The sequence below is a fragment of the Cohnella herbarum genome (assembly GCF_012849095.1).
Lineage (GTDB): Bacteria > Bacillota > Bacilli > Paenibacillales > Paenibacillaceae > Cohnella > Cohnella herbarum.
Genome location: NZ_CP051680.1, coordinates 3,745,731 through 3,767,006 on the forward strand (window position 1 = coordinate 3,745,731; position 21,276 = coordinate 3,767,006).

A 21,276-nucleotide genomic window follows, 5' to 3' on the forward strand; every position below is an offset into this window, starting at 1 on the left:
CGAAGAACCCGAGAGAGGCACTTTACGCAAAGTGTCCGACTCTCGGGTTCTTCTGTTCACGGGAACCTATTCCAGACTAAGAAGTTGATTAAGAATGACGGCTGCTTGCGCTCGATTAGCGGTAGCCATAGGAGCGAATTTGTTGTCGGCCATCCCCTCGACAATACCGGCACGTTGCATGGCGGCTACCGATTCTTGCGCATAGCCGGCAATGACCTTGGCATCCGAGAATGCTGCTGCTTCTTTAATAGGCTGCAACTTCAGCCCTGCCGCGGATAACGCTCTGTAGGTCATGACCACCATATCCTGACGGCTGATCTTCTCTTGGATTCCGAAGGATCCGTCTTGCTTGCCTTTGACGATTCCTAATTGATGAGCCGACATTATGGCATCGTAGTACCATTGGCCTTCCTTAACATCGCTGAAAGATTTACCCGTATTCTTCGCATGAAGATCTAAGGTTTGGACAAGCATCTGCACGAATTCCGCCCTCGTCACTTCTTTGTTCGGAGCGAAAGATTTAGCCGATACGCCCTTCACGATACCGCGAGCCGCCAGCGCGGCGATGCTGGTCTTAGCCCATGCCGACTGATCGAGATCGGTGAATTCCACCTGAACGAATGCGGCTGCGTATTTGCTGAAATGCTTAGCGGTAAATTCAACCGCTTTAGTAACAGGATTATAACGAGCGTTCTTGATAACCTCGAGACTGCCGCTATCCGAAATGTAATAGATCACGACTTGTTCCGGGTTCTCTCCCGGCTTCAAAGTGTAAGGAATCGAAACTTGAACCCCTTGGTTCGCTCCGAAATCGCTAATTCGTTTCCCGCCGACGCTTAAGTTGAAGTCGAATACCGCGTTGTCTCCGACTTGGCCTCGAATCCCTCCCGGCAAAGATGAAGGGTCTACTTTGCTTACGCTTATTTCTATGTCCGCTTTCTGATCCGAACCGGTAAACAACGAACTCGGAAGCTCCAGCTTAACAAAACCCAAGTCCAACTGAATCCTTTTAACTCCGGCATCGGTCGCAGCCTTCACCTGATTAACAGGCAATGTAGCCACGATGCTTTTAGCCTCCGTCGGCAACTTGATATCGAACGAAAGGAGGCCGTCTTTAACGTTTTTCAATGCCTCGGAGAAGGCTTGCTCGCCTACTTTTACCGTCGCTTTGCCATTGGCATCCACCTTTACCGTACCCTCGTCTACAGGTCCCGGACCTGAAGAACCACCAGGACCAGGATTGGAGCTTTGGTTAGGTCCCTTTAATTCCAATACGCCTAACCTCGAAGTATTCGTGTAGGATTGACCCGTAGGATCGTTCCATATAAATACGCTATCGCGGGAGCCGCCATCTTGGTCGTTATTCACTTGGAAGTCGAATCCGATCAAGGTTCCCGCAGCCGGCGTAATCATATCCAGCGCGATAGCCGCTTCTACGATATAACCTCCGGAGGTGAGCTTAGTTGCAGACGTGTAGTTGTCTTGCGTTGCATGGCCGCCGACAGTCTTAACGTTCTTGAAATTGATCCTGTATTGACCGTCATCATCTTGATAGGAAGATGTTTTACCGTTGTTCTGGTCGACGAAAATTTCTACCGAGTCCTGCTCGTAAGGATTACCGGGGGCATCGCTCAGCGCGCTGTCCGTTACAATGGCATAAACGTATAATTTCTGCGCATCCCACATCGTACGGAATTGAGCTTTGGCGACCGCGTTGTTGTTCTGTTCCACTTTGACGTCAGTAGTATATACAGGTGCATTCGCCCACGCGCCATCCATTTCACCGTCGATTGCAGGCGTCCCGTAGGTAGCGCTTGCTACCCGAGTCGCCTCGATATAAGTCAATACCCCATAGCCTAAGCTATCGCTATCTTGAGCAGCGCGCGGATCGCTCCAAGATACGATAATTCCGTTGCCGCCCTGCTCCGATCCGTCGTTTATGCCTTTGTCGGTTATTCTGACATCGAATTTCACTTGCTTGCCCATATTTCCACTCAGGGGAATCGCTGTTTCCAGTACATAACCGCCCGTACCTTCGATTATAGAGGTATGGTTACGCGGGAACGTCAGCTTCTGGATGCCATTGTTATCGACGAACAGCTCGATTTGATCCGTTGTCGTATCCGTCGCGTCTTTTACCGCTACGCGAACGTAGAGGTTTTGAGCATCCCACAGCGTTTTCACGTCTGCCTCAAGCGTGCCTGATTGCTCGGTTTTCATTGCCGGAACCGTATGCCACACGGAATCCGTGACACGATCGATAACCGGAGTCCCCTGTGCCGTATTGGCCGATTTTGCCGTTAACGGTAGCTTGGAAGGCGTTAACGTCTTAATCGCCTCGATCATCCCCCAATAAGCGTACTTGGCTTGATGCTGCTTGTTGAACGGGAATGGAGCGTCTTGGCGGATCTTATTATCCCTGTTATGAAGCCAAGTATGATCGTCCGCAATGCCCCACAACGTGACGTTGCTGATCCATCCGTCTGGATTATCGACCGTTATGCCCATGGTGTCTAGTCGAACCAGCTCTTTGAACAGCTCCTTGAAACGGTAGCCTTGCTTGATAAGAATGTCTTCCGGAATCGGATCGTAGCTCGTGTTCCCGCTCGTATAGATCGAAACGTCAAGCTCGGTAATTTGATTGTCAAATCCTGCTTCTGCGAATTTCCGAATCGAATCGGAAATTTGTTGAACGGAAGGCCCGCTGATATTGATGTGGGTTTGATGGCCCACGCCATCGATCGGAACTCCCTCGCCTCTTAAACTCGTAGCCAAATTAAACAAGAAGTCGCGTTTCTTAGGATCTTCCGTATTGTAATCATTGATATAGAGCTTAGCTTCCGGAAGCTCTTGACGCGCGACCGTAAACGCCGTTTTGATGAAGTCCGTTCCGGTTAGTCGGTACCATTCGCTCTTCCTCATCCCGTCCGGCTGTCCTGGATCGATCACTTCGTTTACGACGTCAATGGCATTGATCGTAACTCCCATATCCTTGAAGTGACGTAATACGGTTTCGATATAAGTCGTCAATCTGCCAAGCACCAGTTGCTTGTTTTCCGACGTTGCCGCAAGAGGCTGGTTATTATCATCATTGAACATCCATGTAGCGGCCTGATCATGCCAGACAAGAGTATGCAACCGGAAGTCCAAGCTATGATCCTTCGCATATTGCGCGATTTTGTCTGCTGAAGTCCAATTCCATACGCCCTCCGAGGGATTCAAGGAGCCCGGCTTCGTGGAGTTCTCGGCCACGATAGAGTTGTAGTGGTAGTCCAGCAGCTTATGAGCATCGCCTTCGAGTTGTTCAGGTTCAACGGCGGCACCGATCTTAAAGTAATCGGCATATTCGGCCATCAAGTGATCGATGTCCGTTTGAATAGGCAATGGACCGGCCACGGGACCGACGTAGGACAATACGAAATCGTCCATATAGAACGATCTGCCATCCGCATAGCCGTTGGCCGCTTCGACATAGGCGTTCAACTCGCTGGGAGTTGTAGTTACAGTGAAGGTACCGGTTAACTGAACCCAATCTTCCGAAGTAACCGTAACGTTCGGCGATACGTTAGTAAAGGAGCCGGCTCCACTCTGAACGGAGAGTCGCAGAACGGCAGGAGACTGGCCGGGAGCCATTTTCACCCATGCCGACAAGCTGTACTTGTGGTTTTTGTGCATTTTCCCCATAACATCCAACAGCGGACCGTCATATTGCTCGGTAACGGTAGTCAGCAAGCTGTTACTTCCGTCCGTCGTATGGTTGTCATTTGTTGATATGCTGATATTACCGGAACCGTTTCGACGTACCCACGCTCCTTGTCCGTCCTCGAAGTCGGACTGAACACCCGATTGATCCAATTGCTCCTTAATAACAACCTCGTCGATGTAAATGTCCGCTACGGAAGTCGAAGTCGTTACGGACTCCACCCAAATAAGGAATTCCGCCGTATCCGCCGGAACTTCATAGTTCTTAATTTCGAAAGTCGTCCAAGCGGACGAATTAACTGCTAGATTATCGGTCAGCCAAGGATATTTGTTGGAAAGCAGCGGGGAATCGACCTTCGACCCGATATGAAACGTGTCGCTTCCCTCGCCCAATCTAACCTTCAACGACAGATCATACATATGGCCTGATTTCATCAGGCTGGTCAAGTTGATCATCGGACTGCTCGCTCTCGAACCCCGTCCGGTAAATTTCAAGGATTTGGTACCTTCGGAGGCATACGTCGAAGAAACAACCGTCGTACCGACTCTTCCGTCCCAATCCAAGTTTACCCAACCGCCGGTTTGGCCATCTTCGAAGCTCTGGGACAACACAAAAGTCTCAGGCTCTGTAACAGGTGGCGAGAGTTTGACCGTAAAGGTATCGATGTAGTAATCAACCGTAGCGCTATCCGTGGATTGTACGTACACTTGATAGTCGGTAGCTCTATCATCTACTGTAAATCGACCTTGAAGTTCTACCCAGCCCGATTCCGTTACAGACTGGGAATTGATTTTTGCATAACGAACCGGATCGTCGGACGGTAATCCATCTTGGCTAATGGACAGCTCAAGGGTAGCGGCGCCTGTCGTTCCTTCTTTCAATTTGGCGTATACGGAGAAGTCGTAGGTTGCGCCTTTCTCCAGGGCGTCTGTTGCGTTAATGCCCGGACCGTTCCATGTCGCGTTACGTCCAGTTGTCAACAAGCTGCCGGTACCGCTTTGGAAGGTTTGCGTGCTTTGCGTAACGGTTTCGGATCCTCTTTTGAACCAACCATCGGTTCCGGTATCGAAGTTGCTGCTCATAACAGTATCCCCTACGGTAGCGGCATTAGCTGTTGATCCTCCCCAACCCTGAGGCGCAATGATCGCGATACTTAAGATAATGGCTAACACGGCGTTTAACTTTTTCCACATTACTGTTTTCCCCCTTTAGCATCCTTATTGATCTGCGAGAGAAGATAGATATGTAACGATAACAATTCCGCGAACGTCCCGATTGTAAGCGCTCACACTTCTTCGCATCATTTATTATGACGGGTTTCGTTGCCAGTCGGTACCAACAAACCATAGAGGTTACTTTGAAAAACTTAGATGTTAGCGTCCCTTAGGGATTGGGGCACGCTTTTCTATCGAGCGGATCCCTTATTCGTTAGATGGCGATACTCTAGGTGCATTATGTACACTTAGATTCCTCGAAACTCTGGGACTGCAACATCTAAGTGTAAAACGTACATCTAGTTGGCGGTTCAATGACTAGATTCGAACAAACCGTTCAAACTAGTTGCAATTCTCGCACCATTTTTAAAATACTAATTACCCACACTTAGAAGTTTCATTCGGAATAAATATACTCTTATACAAATCAAAGGTTAAAGGGTGAGCTCGATTGATATTAAAAAGAAAAATTCGACAACTTAGTAAACCCGGCCCTTCTTTCAAGCCCAAATCGGTACGCAAAACCGCTGCTCAAATTGTCAACTTTACCATTATCGGCGATAGCCATGTCGGCTATGGAAATGGATTAAGCATTTATAAAAATCTATTATCCAAAGCGGTTAAAAACGGTAACAAAAAGTTTGTTATTTTTGGAGGGGATAATAAACACGGTTCGGTAGGAACGCAAGCCGAGACGGATTATAAAGCATTCAAAGACGTGGCCACGGGGATTCTGGGACCGAAGAACATCCCCTTTAAGGCTTCAATTGGCAATTGGGAAGATAATACTAGAGTCTTATTCAAAAAGTATTTAGGGAACGTTCTTGGACAAATGAGCTTTCCGGGGACGAGCGGTAAAGTAAAGTATGTCTGGCTGGATAATGCGCCTGGAAAATTCAGTTTTGCAAGCATAAGTTTGCTTAAAAGTTTGGATCCTAGTCATTTCTATATTATCGATTGCCATTGGCCCTTAAAGGTAAGCGGAATTACGGTAGATCCCACGCATGTTTTAAGCCAGGAGGAGACGAATCATTTTTTCAATGCGATTCCTTCCAACGTGAGAAATAACGTGATAGCCATTTTCACTCATCATGCTCACACCTTCTACGAAAAACGAAGTAACATTTACCCGGGATTTACGAAGACTAAATTTTATGTGTGCGGTTGTTCGGGCGCGTACCAATGTACATGTAATTCCACTAGATGCGGTAGAGGCTATTATGAGGCGGTCTTGACGCTCAATAATAATCAATTTGACCTCAGTGTTAAGGAAGTAAAATCTTAATCTGAGAAGAGGCCATCCCATGGTCGCATTAGACCAAACGGAATGACCTCTTCGATAGTTACGAACGTTTAATTAAGACTGAATATCGTTGACGATTTGACGGAGAGCCTCTTCGAGCGGCGTGGCCGGACGTCCGAGCAGCTTCTGAAAATCGTTGCTCGCGACATCCAATGCGCCTTCTCGAATCGCGCTCTGAATGCCGACCAGAAACGGAACGACCGGTTCAGGGACACCCGCGCTGCTCATGATGCCGGCATACGTGGCGTCATCCACTTGTTGAACGGGAACTTCGCGACCCAAGACTCCGGAAAGGATCGAAACCAATTGTTCTTGCGTTGCCGGTTTGCCGGACAACTCGTATATCGTATTCTCGTGGCCTTCGCCGGCCAGTACCGCCGCGGCTGCTTGCCCGTAATCTCGACGGGTCGCCCAACCTACTTTGCCGGATCCCGCCGACGTTAACCAAGGCGCTCCTCCAACAACCGCTTGAATGCTGCTGATCTCGTTCTCCAAATACCAGTTATTGCGCAGGAAGGAATACGGAATACCCGTGTTAATAATAGCTTCCTCGGTGGCGCGATGCACCGGTGCAAGGAAGATCGGATTCTCGCTTGCATTTCCAAGGCTAGTATACGCAATAAAACCGACTTTTGCTCGCTGAGCTGCCGATACGGCAGCGGCATGCTGACGAATCCGCGTTTCGTTGTCGCCGTCCGTGGACACGATCAACAGGCGGTCGATACCCGCGAACGCCGTATCCAACGTATCCGGTTGGTCGAAATCCCCATGCCGTACGTCCACGCCGCGGACTCGAAGGCTTTCCGCTTTCTCCGGGTTGCGAACGCTGACGGCTAGATCCTTGGCCGGAACTGTTTCCAATAACGTCTCTATTACGATCGATCCCAATTTCCCTGTTACGCCCGTCACCAAAATTTTCATCTGAATTCCTCCGTTTTTCGAATATATGACTGCTTCGCCGTTATAATGACTTTGGTTACAACAGCGATATAAAAAAAGCTCTAAGAGCTTTAATTAAACAAACTGGGCTGCCAGCTGGCTTAAGTTTACTTGTGCCAACCTTTGTTCCATCGCGGATTGGGCTGCCTCCATTTCGGCGCGAAGAGCTGCTTCAATGTTCCGGCCAACCGGGCACAGAGGATTCGGCTCGTCATGGAAATTAAACAATCGACCGTCCTCGATCACTTCCACGGCGCGATACACGTCCAGAAGCGTGATCTGATCCCGGTCCTTCAACAACGAAGCGCCACCTACGCCGGGACGAATGTCCACCAAACCCGCCTTCTTAAGCATCCCCATAATTCTGCGGATGATAACCGGATTCGTATTCACGCTGCCCGCAATATAGTCGCCGGTACAATCTTTGGAGCTGATGGCGATCAGGGAAAGGATGTGGACAGCAATGGAAAATCGGCTACTAATCTGTTTCACTTAGCATCACCACCGTTGTAACCATTGTAGTTACTACGAAATCAAATGTCAACCCAATAATTTAGATAAATAATCCCACTAGATTTCAAGTTATCGTGCTATAATTTCCATAGCTTTTTGACCGTGGGCGGTTCTAGCGGTTACTCATAATCCAGAAACTTACAGAAGCCGGTGATCGAATGTTTCAACTCAAGTGGTTGTGGCAGAATTTGTTAGGAGATCGGGTACGATACATTTTCGCGTTATGTCTCTCGGTAGTAGGCTCCTCGCTCACGATTATTAATCCGTACATCGGTCAACGCATCGTCGACACTTTCATTGCCGGCGACAATGCGGCGCAAAATCTGACGGACGAACGGGCGTTGCTGATCGGCCTTTGTTTGGGCATGATCGGCTTTTCTTTGTTGCGCACGGGTCTGGCCTATTTCTCGACCATGCTGTACGAACGCGCCTCGCAGAACATGCTGTTCCGCGTTCGGATTTATCTGTACAACAAAATCCAAAACCAGGACATGAAGTATTACGATCACAACCGGACCGGAGACCTCATGACTAAGATGACGGGCGATCTCGATATGGTGCGCCACTCCATGGCGTGGATCATTAAGACGGTTATCGAATCGCTGACGGTTTTTGCGGCGGCCGTCGTATATTTCTTCTTCATCGACGTCGGGCTGACTTTGTGGCTGCTTATTTTATCGCCTCCGATTTTTATCGTGGCGTTTATATTCGCTAGACGCGTTCGTCCCATGTATACCGACCTCCGGGAGCGCCTATCGCAGCTTAATACCGCCACCCAGGAAAATATCGCCGGTAATCGCGTCGTTAAGGCGTTCGCGCGCGAGGAGTACGAAATCCGGAAATTCGACGAGAAGAACGTGAATTACTCCAAAGCCAATAAGGCTGCGGCTATGGTATGGCTGGATTATTTTCCGTATCTAGAAATATTCGCCCAGGCGTTTAACGTGATCCTGATGCTTGCGGGCGGTCTGCTCGTCATGAACGGACGCATTACCTTCGGGGAATTTTCCGCCTTTTCCGTGCTCATCTGGGGTCTCTCCAACCCGATGCGCAACATCGGCATCATCATTAACGATTTTCAGCGTTTTTTTGCGAGCCTTCACAAAATCATCGAAGTCTATTATGCCCATCCCGGCATCGTCAACAATCACATGGCTACCATTAAGCGACGTTACGAAGGCCGCATCCAGTTCGACCAAGTGAGTTTTAAGTACGACAACGCCACCGTACTGGACAACATCAGCTTCACGGTCGAGCCCGGCGAAACCATCGCCATTATGGGAGCGACGGGCTCGGGTAAAACGTCGCTCATCAACCTGATTCCGCGCTTCTATGACGTGGCTAAAGGCCGCGTCCTCGTAGACGGAACCGACGTACGCAAGCTGGAGCTCGACGAGCTGCGCGGCAATATCGGAGTCGCGACCCAGGACGTCCTGCTGTTCTCCGACACGATCGACGGTAACCTCGCTTACGGCGATCCCGAGATGCCGGAAGAGGACGTCATGAAATTTGCCAAGCTCGCCGCCGCCCACGACTTCATCCGCAAGATGCCGGAAGGCTACGATACGATCGTCGGCGAACGCGGCGTCGGTCTGTCCGGAGGGCAGAAGCAGCGCATAGCTTTGGGTAGAGCCATGGCGGTTCAACCTCCTATCCTGATCCTCGACGACACGACTTCCGCCGTCGATCTGGAGACGGAGGCGCATATCCAGAAGAGCCTGCGGGAGCTGGAGTTTTCCTGCACGAAAATCATTATCGCCCAGCGCGTGTCCACGACCGCAGAGGCCGACCGCATCCTCATCTTGGACAACGGCCGCGTGATCGAAGAAGGCACGCATGCCGAGCTCTTAGCTAAGCGAGGGTACTATTACGATGTATTCATGCTGCAAAACGAAGGCATTGGAAGGCAGGTGACCGCGGATGGCCAGAAATAAATTCGACGTCGACGAGAATCTGGAATCTCCGTTTAACATCAGACACTTCCGGCGCGCTCTCGTCTACATTAGAAAACAAAAAAAGCCGATGATCATTGCTTTCGTCCTGAGCGCCCTCTCGGCGGGCATTGCGCTCTCCGCTCCGCTCATCATGCAGCATGTCGTCGACGTGACCATTCCCGCGAAGGAATCCATACCTCTAATCGGTTGGTCGGCGCTCATGTTGGCTACGATCGTCGTCAGCGTCATTCTGGCCACGATTCGCTCGCGCATCATGACTCGCGTCGGACAGGATATCATCTTCGATATTCGCACGGATTTGTTCAAACACTTGCAGGAGCTGCCGTTTCAATATTATGACGATCGTCCCCAAGGCAAAATTCTCATCCGGGTCGTCAACTACGTCAACTCCGTATCGGACGTGCTGTCCAACGGCATTATCAACTTCATTCTGGAAATCATGAACCTGCTCTTCATCGCGGCCTTCATGTTCGCCGTCAATGCCAAGCTATCGCTTGTCATTCTCGCGGGGTTGCCCGTCTTCATCGGCATCATGCTGCTGATTAAGACCAAGCAGCGCCGGGCATGGCAATCGGTGTCCAACAAAAGCTCCAACTTGAACGCTTACCTGCAGGAAAGTATCAGCGGCATTCGAGTCACGCAAATCTTCACCCGCGAAGAGCGCAACGAAGGCATCTTCACGCGCTTGTCCGTCAACTACCGCAAAGCGTGGATGAAGACCATGTATCTCAACTTTCTGGTCCCGTTCTCGGTAGACAACCTGACGACGATGGTCACCACATCCATCTATTTCGTCGGATTGCTGGCGCTGGGACCGGCAGAGGTCACCTTCGGCGTCATTCTTGCCATGAGCAGCTACGCGGCGCGCTTCTGGCAGCCGATTCTCAACCTTTCGAACTTGTACAATAGCTTTATCAACGCCGTCGCTTACTTGGAGCGCATCTTCGAAACGCTCGACGAGCCGGTAACGGTCAGCGACGTTCCGAAAGCGCGCGAACTGCCGCCCATCCAAGGCCGCGTAACCTTCGACGACGTCACCTTCGCCTACGATCCGGGTCTCAATATCTTGGAAAACCTTGTCTTCGACGTCAAGGCGGGAGAAAGCATCGCGCTCGTCGGCCCGACGGGCGCAGGCAAAACGACGGTCGTCAACCTGATCTCGCGTTTCTACAACATCACGGGCGGTAAAATACTCATCGACGGCCATGATATTTCCGAGGTGAAGCTCAAATCCTTGCGCAGCCAAATGGGCATCATGCTGCAGGACAGCTTCATCTTCTCCGGCACGATACTGGACAACATCCGCTACGGCAAGCTCGATGCTACCGAGGAAGAGATTATCGCCGCCGCCAAAACCGTGTGCGCCGACGATTTTATCCGCGAGTTCGAGAAAGGCTATATGACGGAAGTCAACGAACGAGGCTCGAAGCTGTCCCAGGGACAGCGGCAGCTCATCTCGTTCGCTCGCACGCTCCTAGCCGACCCGCGAATCCTCATTCTGGATGAAGCCACTTCGTCCATCGATGCCCAGACCGAGCGACTGCTTCAGAAGGGCTTGAACGAATTGCTTAAGGGCCGAACCTCGTTCATCATCGCGCACCGCCTGTCTACGGTAAAGAACTGCGACCGTATCATGTACGTGGCCGACAAAGGCATCGCCGAAAGCGGCTCGCACGATGAGCTTATGGCGCAACGAGGTCGGTATTACAAGCTGTATTCGGCTCAGAAAATGGAGGCTTAAGTCTCCAGCGTACCAAACAAAGCCCCCGATCCGGGTTGAAATCGGGGGCTTTGTCTATCGTCTGCAAGAGATGGCGAAGCCATTTTTTAACACCGTTCCTATTAGGAACAACTAATTGATAATGTCTCTAATCCGGGAACCCGGCTTCGTGCCAAGCTCCTGCTGAAGCAGCCTTTCCAGCGTGCGATATTGCCGATGCGCCTCATTTTCCCTCCCAAGCTCCATATATAAACGGATGACCTCATAATTGATGTCTTCTCTAATGCCATCCAATTTCAAAATTTCGCAAAAGTAATGCAGCGATTTCTGCGGCTGATTCAGCGTAAGATGATACCTTGCGGCAGACTCCAGCATCTCGATGTAATTCTGCTCCATTCGACGCGCTTGTCCGCTAGCCCACTCGTATGATTTGCCACGCAACAATTCCCCCTTATATAGCGCTTCCGCCTGCTTGAACAATTCGGCGCTTTGCTCGGGCTCCAAGCTAATTTGCCTAAGCAACCGTTCAAATTCGTACAGGTCGCAATGAATACCCGTCTCTTCAATCCAAATCTCATTTCTATCGGCCTTGATAAAATGAACGATATTGCTAGACTGAATGGCTTTGCGAATATAATACAACGTGGAATTTAGATTTTTCCATGCCTTATCGGGACTCAAATCGTTCCACATCGTATCGATGATTTTCTCGCGGGTGACCGACTTCTCGCAAATCAGAAAAGCAAGCAGCTCCTCCGTTTTCGGACTTCTTAGCTTTAAGGACTCCCCTCTAGGCAGACTAATGTTAAACCCATCAAACAGGAGCAGCTCAATCCGGGATTCGACCGATACCAAGCCATCCTGCTTCTTGCCGAGCTTATTCAACGTTTGGGCGAGACGCTCGGCGGTTACGGGCTTCATGAGATAATCGAGCGCGCTTAGATCAAATGCCTGAACCGCATAATTGTCATAACCGGTTACAAAAACGATATCGATTGACGCATGAAGATCAAGCAGCGCGCGAGACAGCTTCATGCCGTTCATTTCCGGCATTGAAATATCCAAAAACGCGACATCGATCGGATTCGCAGCAACGAATTGATAGGCTTCCCTAGGGTCGAAAAACGTCCCGCATATCTCGACGTCCCCGGTATTGGACAGGATTCGCTTCAACCGCTTCACCGATAGCTCTTCATCGTCCACAATAATAGCCCGTAGCATAGCAGCTTAACCTCCGTTCAACTTTGTCGGCCGTAAGGGAATGTCGAAGACCACCTTAGTTCCCCTTCCTTCCACGCTTTCAATATGGAGGCTTTTCCCGTATAGAAGCTTAAGTCGCTGACTGATGTTCCACAGTCCTACGCCTCTTTTGCTCCCATCGGGACTAAGCAATTCCTCCACCTTCCGTATGTTCATGCCGCAACCGTTATCCTCTACGGAGAAGCTGACTTCTTGTCTTTCGTTCTTCTGAACGGACAGCTTGACTTGCCCTCCGCGTGAGTTGGACATCAAGCCATGCCTGATCGCGTTTTCGACCAGCGGCTGCAGGATTAACGGGGGGATTTCGATTTCCAGATCGGCATCCACATCGTACTCCATATGCAATCTGGCTCCGAATCTCGCTTTTTCGATGTTGACGTACGCTTCCACCAACTCCAGCTCATTGTCCAACGGCGTCAGAGAATCCAACTGATTGAAATTAATGCTGCTTCTCAAATACTGCGACAGCTGTAAAGTCAATTCCTCTGCCTGGTGCGGCTCTTCCACGCACAATTCAGCTATGGAATTGAGCGTGTTGTACAGAAAATGAGGGTTGATCTGCGAACGCAAAAAAGCGATTTCCGCATTCCTGGCCGTTTGTACGGAAGCTTTCAATCGGGTTAGCCCCCTGACGCGAGCCATTAGCTCCTCGGATTCGAACGGCTTCCCGACGAAATCGTTCGCTCCGTTGTCCATAGACAACTTTATCTCCTCTACCTTATTATTGGCCGTCAGCATGAGTACCGGAAGCTCGAATGGGGAGAACCGCTCCCTTATCTTCTGAAGCACCTCGTATCCGGACATGTCCGGCATCATGATATCTAGAATAACAAGATCAATGTCATGCGACATCAATAACCGATCCAACGCCGATTGCCCTCGATTCACGACGATAAAGGAATACCCTTCCAGCTTCAGCAGGTTACTCATCGTTTGGAGATTGGCGGAATCATCGTCGACCACGAGAATAAGCTCGTCTCTCTCTCCTTGGACAAACATCGGATATTGACTATTAACGAGGCTTATTTCCCTATAATTGCCCCTCGAATGATCCTGCTCACCCTTCATCATTCCCGAAGGAGAATCCGTTAACGGAAGCGTAAACGTAAATATCGACCCTTGATGAGGGGTAGACTCCACGCTTATGTCTCCACCGTGAAGCTCTACGAGCTTCTTGGTAATACTTAAGCCGAGTCCGGTTCCCGCTACGGCGTTAGATCCGGAAATAGCCGCTTGTTCAAAGGGCAAGAATATGCTTTCCTGCAACGAATGCGCGATCCCTATGCCTGTATCCGTTACGCGGATTTCTATCCTATCGCCGGTTACCGCAGCTTGAATGCTGACTTTACCCCGGTCAGTGAATTTGATCGCGTTGCCGATGAGATTGTGCAAAATTTGAATCAGACGATTGCTGTCGGCGTACAACGCGGGGAACCCTTCAGGAACTTCGTTTACGATTTCAATCTGTCTGCCTCCCAGAAGAAACATGTGAATTCTCATCACCGAATCAACGGTCGCTTTCAGATCGATGCCGCTCTTATACAACGTAATATCTCCGTGCTTCATTTTCGAATAATCCAACAGTTCGTTAACCAGGTAAGTTAATTTCCTTCCGCTTCCCACGATAATTCCCAGATTTTGCGCTTGCGTATCGGAAATCCGTCCCTCCACGCCTTTGAGGAGACTATCGGCGATATTCACGATGGCATTTAAAGGCGTTTTCAGCTCATGGGAAGTATTGGAAAGGAAATCATCTTTGATTTTGTCCAATCGCAGGAGCTGGTTTTTCATTGAATCTACCGTCCGATAAGCCTCGAAAAAACGAAGAACGGCAAGAGAGAGCATAATCAAATTGAATAAGACGATATAAACCTGCCCTAGCCACAGATTTTCTTTCAAGGAAAAGGAAAAGAGAATAAGGTCTACGGAATAAAGAACGATGAAGAGAACCGCCAGAAACAATAGGAAGGACTTGAGTCGTTCTCCGCTGACGCTCTTAATATGAAGAATGGCCGTTCTCAATAGAAGCCATAGAATCATCGACTCGTACGCCAAAATAATGAACGGTTCGATCGTTTGATAAGTCGAGATGGGAAGGAATACTACCATTATCATGTAGCTGCCCAATAAGAAGATGATAGCTTGAGTAAACTTTAACGATAGGATGTCTTTTTTCAACCGGAAAAAATAAAGGGCCAGAATGACAAGGCAAGCCAGCGAGCATAAATCCTTTACTTTAAATATCAGTTCGAACGAGATTCCGTGCACGAACATTAACAGAACCCGTTCTCCGACCAAGCCGTTATATAGCGCATAAAATGAACAAAGCAAACCAAAGAAAAGCAAAGTGTAGTCTTTCTGTCGGTACAAAGCGGCAACCGCGAAGCACAGGAAGAAAATAAACGAGAGAGCGGCAAGCACCGCAAACGTGCTTAGCTCATAGGCTTTGCTCACTTGTTGAGCCGCGAGCATCGCGGATTGCTCTCCGAAATAAAGCGACGCCGGAATACCGGAATTCGCATAATCGAAGTTGGCGACATGAACGATAATTTCAATATCCTCTTTTTCGGAAGAAAAGAAGCCAATTTGAGGAACGTTCCCCGCCCGATAACCCGATGCCTCCTCTGAAGGTTGACCATCCTGGAACAATTTTTTCCCGTTTACGTAAACCGCGCTTGAAAAACGGATATTCGTTTTTTTCAAAGCAAATGTCTGATTGAGGGGTACATTGTGAAGTACCATCCGGTAAGTGGCGTAACCGTGGGCCGGCAACGGCTTTCCGTCGATTAATTTGCCGTTCCACTTCGAAGGGACTTTCATTAAATCGGCAGGCTCTCCCTTGACCGCGCCAGGTTCATTGAATGGGTCCGGAGATAACAATTGGCCCCAGTAAAATTCCCAATCCCCATCCAATTTAATTCTCTTGTCGCGTTCAGGATTCCATGCCGAGAGATCCAGCGCTCCGCTCCGAACCGTCAATTCTTTTATTTGCCTATTGTGATTCATGAAGATAGATAGCGGTATTAACGAAATCGCAATTAACCCTAATAGACTGATAATCAAGGCTCTATTCAGCAATGTTTGCGCCCCTTTGATTAAAAAAGAAAATCGTTCCTAACGAAATAATACATTTTTCCAACAAATAAAAGAAGATCCTCCGTTGCAAAAACCGACAAATAACGACAAATAACGCCCCCAAGCCAATCGGTAATCAGCTTGAGGGACGTTGCATGTTGAAACTACAATCCAATTAGGGATCAGATCAATTCGGATTTTTGCAGCAATTGACCGATCATCGCAGCCACTTCCGCTCTAGTGACGGTTGCTTTAGGCTCCAGCAGCCCGTTCCCTTTTCCGGTAACGACTCCTGCCTTCAGGCACTCGGCGATGCTTGCCTTCGCCCATTCCGATGCCGACTCCATGTCGGTAATCGCATTAAGTTGTTTCTCCGGCGAGTTGGAACCCACTTTGGCTTGCAATCCCGTGATTTCCATTGCTCTGGCGATCATCGCCATCGCCTCTTCTCGCGTAATCTTCTTACTCGGACGGAAGGAGCCGTCATCAAAGCCTTTGATCAGCCCATAGCTATAAGCAGTGCGTACCGAACCGTTGTACCATGCGGATTGCGGCACATCGGAGAATTCGGTTGCTCCCCGCTCAGGAGCCAGACCCAATCCTTTAACGAGCATGGACGAGAATTCCGCGCGCGTAATATCCGCATCCGGGTTGAAGGTATCCTTGCCTACGCCGCTTAATACCATGCGCGATCCCAAATCGTTCACGACCGCCTTCGCCCAGTGATCGGCCATGTCGCGGAATTCCATCGGATGCCAAACCAACGAATACGTACTGTTCGTCAAGCTGTTGATCCGCGCGTAATACTTGCCGTCGACCATGATGATTTTGGTAGGGACATGACGTACCGTACCATCGGGATCGACGACGACGGCAGTCGTAATTTTGCTGTGATCTACGCCATCCGGTATGGCGATCATACGTTCCACAGGTGCGTTAAACTTCTTCACCTCAACGGTCTTATCCCCGTAAACGACTCTGATCGAGAAATCCATAGGCGGGGCAACAACAACGAATTGACCCTTCTTAGCCGCGTCCTCGACGATCTTTACAATGCTCGACGAAGAGGTTGCGATTTCCACCTGCACCTTAATGTCCGCGAGAGTCACCGACTTTCCGAGCTGTTCGGAAATCGCGTCGATGTTGATCTGCTGAGCCGGTAACGTGTAATTAGCATTTTCGGTCTGGATGACTAGCACGGCTTGCTTATTCTCCATGTCTTTGACCATCTGACCGTTCAATTCTCCCACGACGATATCGGATCCGTTACGAACCGGAATCGTGACGACCGTGCGGAGACCTCCCGCGATCAGTTTATCCGCCAGCTTTTGCCGGTCCAACGTAATCGTGGTGACGGTTTGCCCCGCTCTTGTCGACTTGGTTGCCGTCCCTGCCTTCTCCGCTACGCCGTTAATCAATACCTCTATACTGTTATTTGGCGTTTCTGGCGGTTTAGCAGGACCAGGGTCAGAGCCAGGCGATGGAGTGCTGGTCCCGCTCGAACTGACGAGTAAATTTGCGGTTTTTGAATCGGTCGCCCCGACTGCGACAATCCATGCCGTTCCGTTCCAGGTTTGCTTCTGGAAAGTCGCCGTTATCGTATAGTTTCCGCTAGTACTCGGCGTATAGGTGGACTTATATCCGCCTGCGTCCAGAACGAACGCGCCCGACTTGCCCGATTCGTTCGAGGTCCAGCTCACCGGAATGTAACGTTCGTCTCCAATTATTGTGCCAGCGGCGGTTTGCCTGTCGCCGGCGGCGGTCATAGCGACCGTGTCGCCCAAAGTGATACTGCTCGATTTAACGATGACCTGATTGTTCTCCCGGTTGGCCTTCTGCGTTACTGGGATGACGTAATGGGCATACCAAATGAATTGGTCTCTCCCGTAGTCATTATCCGTATAGAGGATGCTTCCATCCGGTAGAATGGCCAAGCCTGCCGTATCGGCATCTATTTCGGTGATGGATGCCAAGGGAGATTGATCCTCGCCTGCTAGTTGAGCCGGAGTTGCTTTATAGACGTCTGACCACCCGTTCAAAATGTACAGATCCCCGGTCGGCGCAAATGCTAAGCCGTTTATGCCGTGTTCGAAGTCTTCTATTAAGGTTGTGACCTGACCGTTAGCCAGCTTGTTAAGATTGGTTTTCTCATTAATTTCGGACGTGTAGTAGATGGCCCCGTCTGCATCCACTTCAAGGTTATAATGATATGGACTACTCGGATCCGTGTATACGACTTCCGCCACAGAGGCATCGACCGATTGAGAAGCAAACGAGCCTGCGGGAAGCTTGAAAATTCTGTAGTCGCTATCCTTTGTAAAGTAAAGATCGCCGTTAGCGCTTAGAGCGACAGCCGCCGCATTTTCCACGCCAGTAACGACGGTTTCAACTGTTAAATCCGAAACGGATGTTCGACTAATCTCGTTCGTCCACCGATGAGCGGTATAGACGAACCCATTGTGTTCATCGATTTCCCTTGCGTAGTGATTCGTCGGGAGAGCTTCCGATGCGGAGACAACCCTGACATCCCTCGTCTTCGTATTGCTACCCCCTTCTACCTCATCCCACTCTGTTCCGTCCCAGACCTGCTTTTGGAAGGTCGCCGTCACGGTAAACGTTCCGCCAGTACTCGGCGTATAGGTTGACTTATATCCGCCTGCGCCTAGAACGAACGTGCCCGACTGGTCCGGTTCGGTCGATTCCCATTCCACCGGAATGTACCGCTCGTCTCCGATTGTTGTGCCATCGGCGGTTTGCCTATCACCAGCGGCGGTCAAAGCGACCGTGCTGCCTAAAGGAATATAGCTCGATTTAACGATGACCTGATTGTTCTCCGGGTTGGCCTTCTTGATTGATGGAATGATGTAATCGGCATACCAGATGAATTGGTCTCTCATGTAATCCGTATAGAGGATTCTTCCATCCGGTAGAACGGCCAAGCCTGCCGGGTCGGCATCCAAATCGGCGACGGGTGCCAATTGAGATTGATCCTCGCCTGCTAGTTGAGCCGGAGTCGCCTTATAGACGTCTGTCTCTCCGTCCAAAATGTACAGATCTCCGGTCGGCGCAAACGCTAAGCCGATTATGCCGCGATCGAAGTCTTCTATTACGGTTGTGACCTGACCGTTAACCAACTTGTTAAGATTGGTTATTCCATTAACTTTGGACGCGTAGTAGATGACCCCGTCCGTATCCACTTCAAGACTTTTGAGATATTGATTACTATCTGGGATGGTCGGTTCCGTGTATACGACTTCCGCTTCCTCGAAATTAACCGGCAGAGAAGCAAGTGAGATTTCGGGAAGCTTGTAAATATTCATGTCGCTATCCCTTGTAAAGTAAAGATCGCCCTCATCGCTCACAGCGACATTCATAACATCATCCGCGCCATCTACTACGGTTTCAACGGTTAAATTCGCAACGGATGTTCTTGTGATCTCGCCCATTCCTCTATGAGCGGTATAGACGTACCCATTGTGCTCATCGATTTCCATTGCGTCGCGATGTGTCGGGAGAGCTTCCGATGCGGAGACAACCGTGACATCCCCCGTCTTCGTATCGCTCCCCCCGGCTGCGACGGTCCATGCCGTTCCGTTCCAGACCTGCTTGTGGAAGGTCGCCGTCAAGGTAAAGGTTCCGCCAGTACTCGGCGTATAGGTTGACTTATATCCGCCTGCGCCCAGAACGAACGTGCCCGACTGATCCGGTTCTGTCGATTCCCATTCCACCGGAACGTACCGCTCGTCTCCGATTGTTGTGCCATCGGCGGTTTGCCTATCGCCAGCGGCGGTCAAAGCGACCGTGCTGCCCAAAGGAATATAGCTCGATTTAACGATGACCTGATTGTTCTCCGGGTTAGCCTTCTGAGCTATCGGGATGACGGAATCGGCATACCAAATGAATTGGTCTCTCTCATAATCCGTATAGAGGATTCTTCCATCCGGTAGAACGGCCAAGCCTGCCGTATCGGCTTCCACATCGATGATGAATTCCAATTGAGATTGATCCCCGCCTGCTAGTTGAGCCGGAGTCGCCTTATAGACGTCTGTCCATCCGTCCAAAATGTACAGATCCCCGGTTGGCGCAAATGCTAAGCCGCTTATGCCGCGATTGAAGTCTTCTATTACGGTTGTGGCCTCACCGTTAGCCAGCTTGTTAAGATTGGTTTTCCCATTAATTTTGGACGTGTAGTAGATGGTCCCGTCTGCATTCACTTCAAGGTTATAATGATATGGACTGCTCGAATCCGTGTAAACGACTTCCGCTACAGAAGCACTAACCGGTAGAGAAGCAAACGAGCTTGCGGGAAGCTTGTAAATATTGAAGTCGCTATCCTTAGTAAAATAAAGATCGCCGTTATCGCTTAGAGCGACGGCCGCCGCATCTGCCACGCCATTAACGACGGTTTCAACGGTTCGTTCCTCGACGGATGTTCGACTAATCTCGTTCGTTCCCCGATGAGCGGTATAGACGTACCCATTGTGCTCATCGATTTCCCTTGCGTAACGATGTGTCGGGAGAGCTTCCGATGCGGAGACAACCATGACATATCGCGTCTTCGTATCGTTCCCCCCGTCTACCTCATCCCACTCCGTTCCGTCCCAGATCTGCTTTTGGAAGGTAGCCGTCACAGTAAAGGTTCCGCCAGTACTCGGCGTATAGGTTGACTTATATCCGCCTGCGCCCAGAACGAACGTGCCCGACTGATCCGGTTCTGTCGATTCCCATCCCACCGGAATGTACCGCTCGTCTCCGATTGTGATGCCATCGGCGGTTTGTCTAACGCCAGTGGCGGTCAACGTTACCGAATCACCTTGGAAAAAAATCCATGCTGAAACGCCGACATTGTTGTTGGTCGGATTTGCCAAGGTAGGGAGCGATGCCGCATAGCTTGTGGGCATCTTCAAGATAGGAAAGAACGTAAAAATCAAAGTAAAACTCATAAAGAAGATACTCATTTTCCTCAGGGCTCTCATATTCATGTTGACCTCCTATTAATGAAACGTATCATCGAAAAAGGATTGCCGAACCCTTTATTCGACAACAACCAACATCATTATACAAATTCACGATAAACGAATAATAAACAAAGAAACTCTTATGGCTATACCATTTTTCTATCAGCGCCATTTCTGGCTATCTGAGTGAACTGCACATGTCTGTATTGTCAATAGCGGATTGGATATAGGGAAATCGCATCAGGAATGGCTTAGTATTCGAGAATCACTACGTACGTTTCTTCCTTACGGAGCTAGCGGACGCTATTTTGCTCAAAAAGGCACTTTTCAAATTTTAAACGGAACTGGGTGCTCTTATTTGTGCTTTTTCTAGTGAAAATTTGGCCTTTGAGCATCAATAGAGGCGTGTAGTTCCGTTAAAATTTCATAACGCTCATTTCCGACGAAATAGCGGCGCTGGCTGCCGTTAGAATTATAACCCTCGTTTTGCCGGAGACGATTCAAAAAAGTGAAACAAATTTATGCTTTCTAAATCGCGAACAAAAACAACGCCCCCAGGCTGATCGAATCTCAGCTAGGAGGGCGTTGCTTGGTTAAACCCGAACTCCGATTAAATCAAATAGGACTTGTGCGGCG

Annotated in this window: 9 protein-coding genes; 3 read left to right on the forward strand and 6 right to left on the reverse strand. The window is 49.7% G+C overall.

Going from position 1 to position 21,276, the window contains the following annotated elements; translation table 11 throughout:
• Positions 1 to 66: 66 nt before the first annotated feature.
• The gene (locus tag HH215_RS16470) at positions 67 to 4,896 is read right to left on the reverse strand and encodes an endo-1,4-beta-xylanase (protein WP_169280897.1); all 4,830 of its coding nucleotides are present in this window, start codon (positions 4,894 to 4,896) and stop codon (positions 67 to 69) included.
• Between the two features lie 472 nt (positions 4,897 to 5,368).
• Between HH215_RS16470 and HH215_RS16475 the strand changes: the two genes are divergently transcribed.
• Entirely contained in the window at positions 5,369 to 6,202 is an 834-nt protein-coding gene (locus HH215_RS16475; protein WP_169280898.1) for a metallophosphoesterase family protein, read from the forward strand.
• A gap of 72 nt (positions 6,203 to 6,274) precedes the next feature.
• Here the strand turns inward: HH215_RS16475 and HH215_RS16480 are convergent, their stop codons facing one another.
• Both HH215_RS16480 and HH215_RS16485 read right to left on the reverse strand, forming a co-directional pair.
• Positions 6,275 to 7,141, reverse strand: coding sequence for an SDR family oxidoreductase (locus HH215_RS16480; protein WP_169280899.1), 867 nt, complete (start codon positions 7,139 to 7,141; stop codon positions 6,275 to 6,277).
• A gap of 93 nt (positions 7,142 to 7,234) precedes the next feature.
• Complete coding sequence (locus HH215_RS16485; RefSeq protein WP_169280900.1) at positions 7,235 to 7,651, reverse strand: Rrf2 family transcriptional regulator; 417 nt, start codon at positions 7,649 to 7,651, stop codon at positions 7,235 to 7,237.
• Positions 7,652 to 7,830: 179 nt separating this feature from the next.
• On the opposite strand from HH215_RS16485, the gene HH215_RS16490 reads away from it, so the two are divergent.
• Both HH215_RS16490 and HH215_RS16495 read left to right on the forward strand, forming a co-directional pair.
• On the forward strand, positions 7,831 to 9,606 hold the full coding sequence (locus HH215_RS16490; protein ID WP_169280901.1) for an ABC transporter ATP-binding protein: 1,776 nt from the start codon (positions 7,831 to 7,833) through the stop codon (positions 9,604 to 9,606).
• Complete coding sequence (locus tag HH215_RS16495) at positions 9,593 to 11,368, forward strand: ABC transporter ATP-binding protein (protein ID WP_169280902.1); 1,776 nt, start codon at positions 9,593 to 9,595, stop codon at positions 11,366 to 11,368. Before HH215_RS16490 ends, HH215_RS16495 begins: the two co-directional genes overlap by 14 nt.
• Before the next feature lie 111 nt (positions 11,369 to 11,479).
• Here the strand turns inward: HH215_RS16495 and HH215_RS16500 are convergent, their stop codons facing one another.
• The 3 genes from HH215_RS16500 to HH215_RS16510 all read right to left on the reverse strand — a co-directional run bounded on the left by HH215_RS16500 (position 11,480) and on the right by HH215_RS16510 (position 20,664).
• On the reverse strand, positions 11,480 to 12,568 hold the full coding sequence (locus HH215_RS16500; RefSeq protein WP_169280903.1) for a response regulator: 1,089 nt from the start codon (positions 12,566 to 12,568) through the stop codon (positions 11,480 to 11,482).
• 6 nt (positions 12,569 to 12,574) lie between these two features.
• Positions 12,575 to 15,685 (reverse strand): ATP-binding protein, encoded by a 3,111-nt coding sequence (locus HH215_RS16505; RefSeq protein WP_169280904.1) that lies wholly within the window; start codon positions 15,683 to 15,685, stop codon positions 12,575 to 12,577.
• A gap of 179 nt (positions 15,686 to 15,864) precedes the next feature.
• Positions 15,865 to 20,664: an S-layer homology domain-containing protein gene (locus tag HH215_RS16510; protein WP_169280905.1), complete on the reverse strand. Its 4,800-nt coding sequence runs from the start codon at positions 20,662 to 20,664 to the stop codon at positions 15,865 to 15,867.
• Between the last annotated feature and the right edge of the window lie 612 nt (positions 20,665 to 21,276).

Coding starts and splice junctions, on each gene's coding strand:
- HH215_RS16500 (WP_169280903.1), bottom strand. CDS start 12,568: ATGCTACGGGCTATTATTGTGGACGATGAAGAGCTATCGGTGAAGCGG.
- HH215_RS16495 (WP_169280902.1), top strand. CDS start 9,593: ATGGCCAGAAATAAATTCGACGTCGACGAGAATCTGGAATCTCCGTTT.
- HH215_RS16490 (WP_169280901.1), top strand. CDS start 7,831: ATGTTTCAACTCAAGTGGTTGTGGCAGAATTTGTTAGGAGATCGGGTA.
- HH215_RS16510 (WP_169280905.1), bottom strand. CDS start 20,664: ATGAATATGAGAGCCCTGAGGAAAATGAGTATCTTCTTTATGAGTTTT.
- HH215_RS16470 (WP_169280897.1), bottom strand. CDS start 4,896: ATGTGGAAAAAGTTAAACGCCGTGTTAGCCATTATCTTAAGTATCGCG.
- HH215_RS16480 (WP_169280899.1), bottom strand. CDS start 7,141: ATGAAAATTTTGGTGACGGGCGTAACAGGGAAATTGGGATCGATCGTA.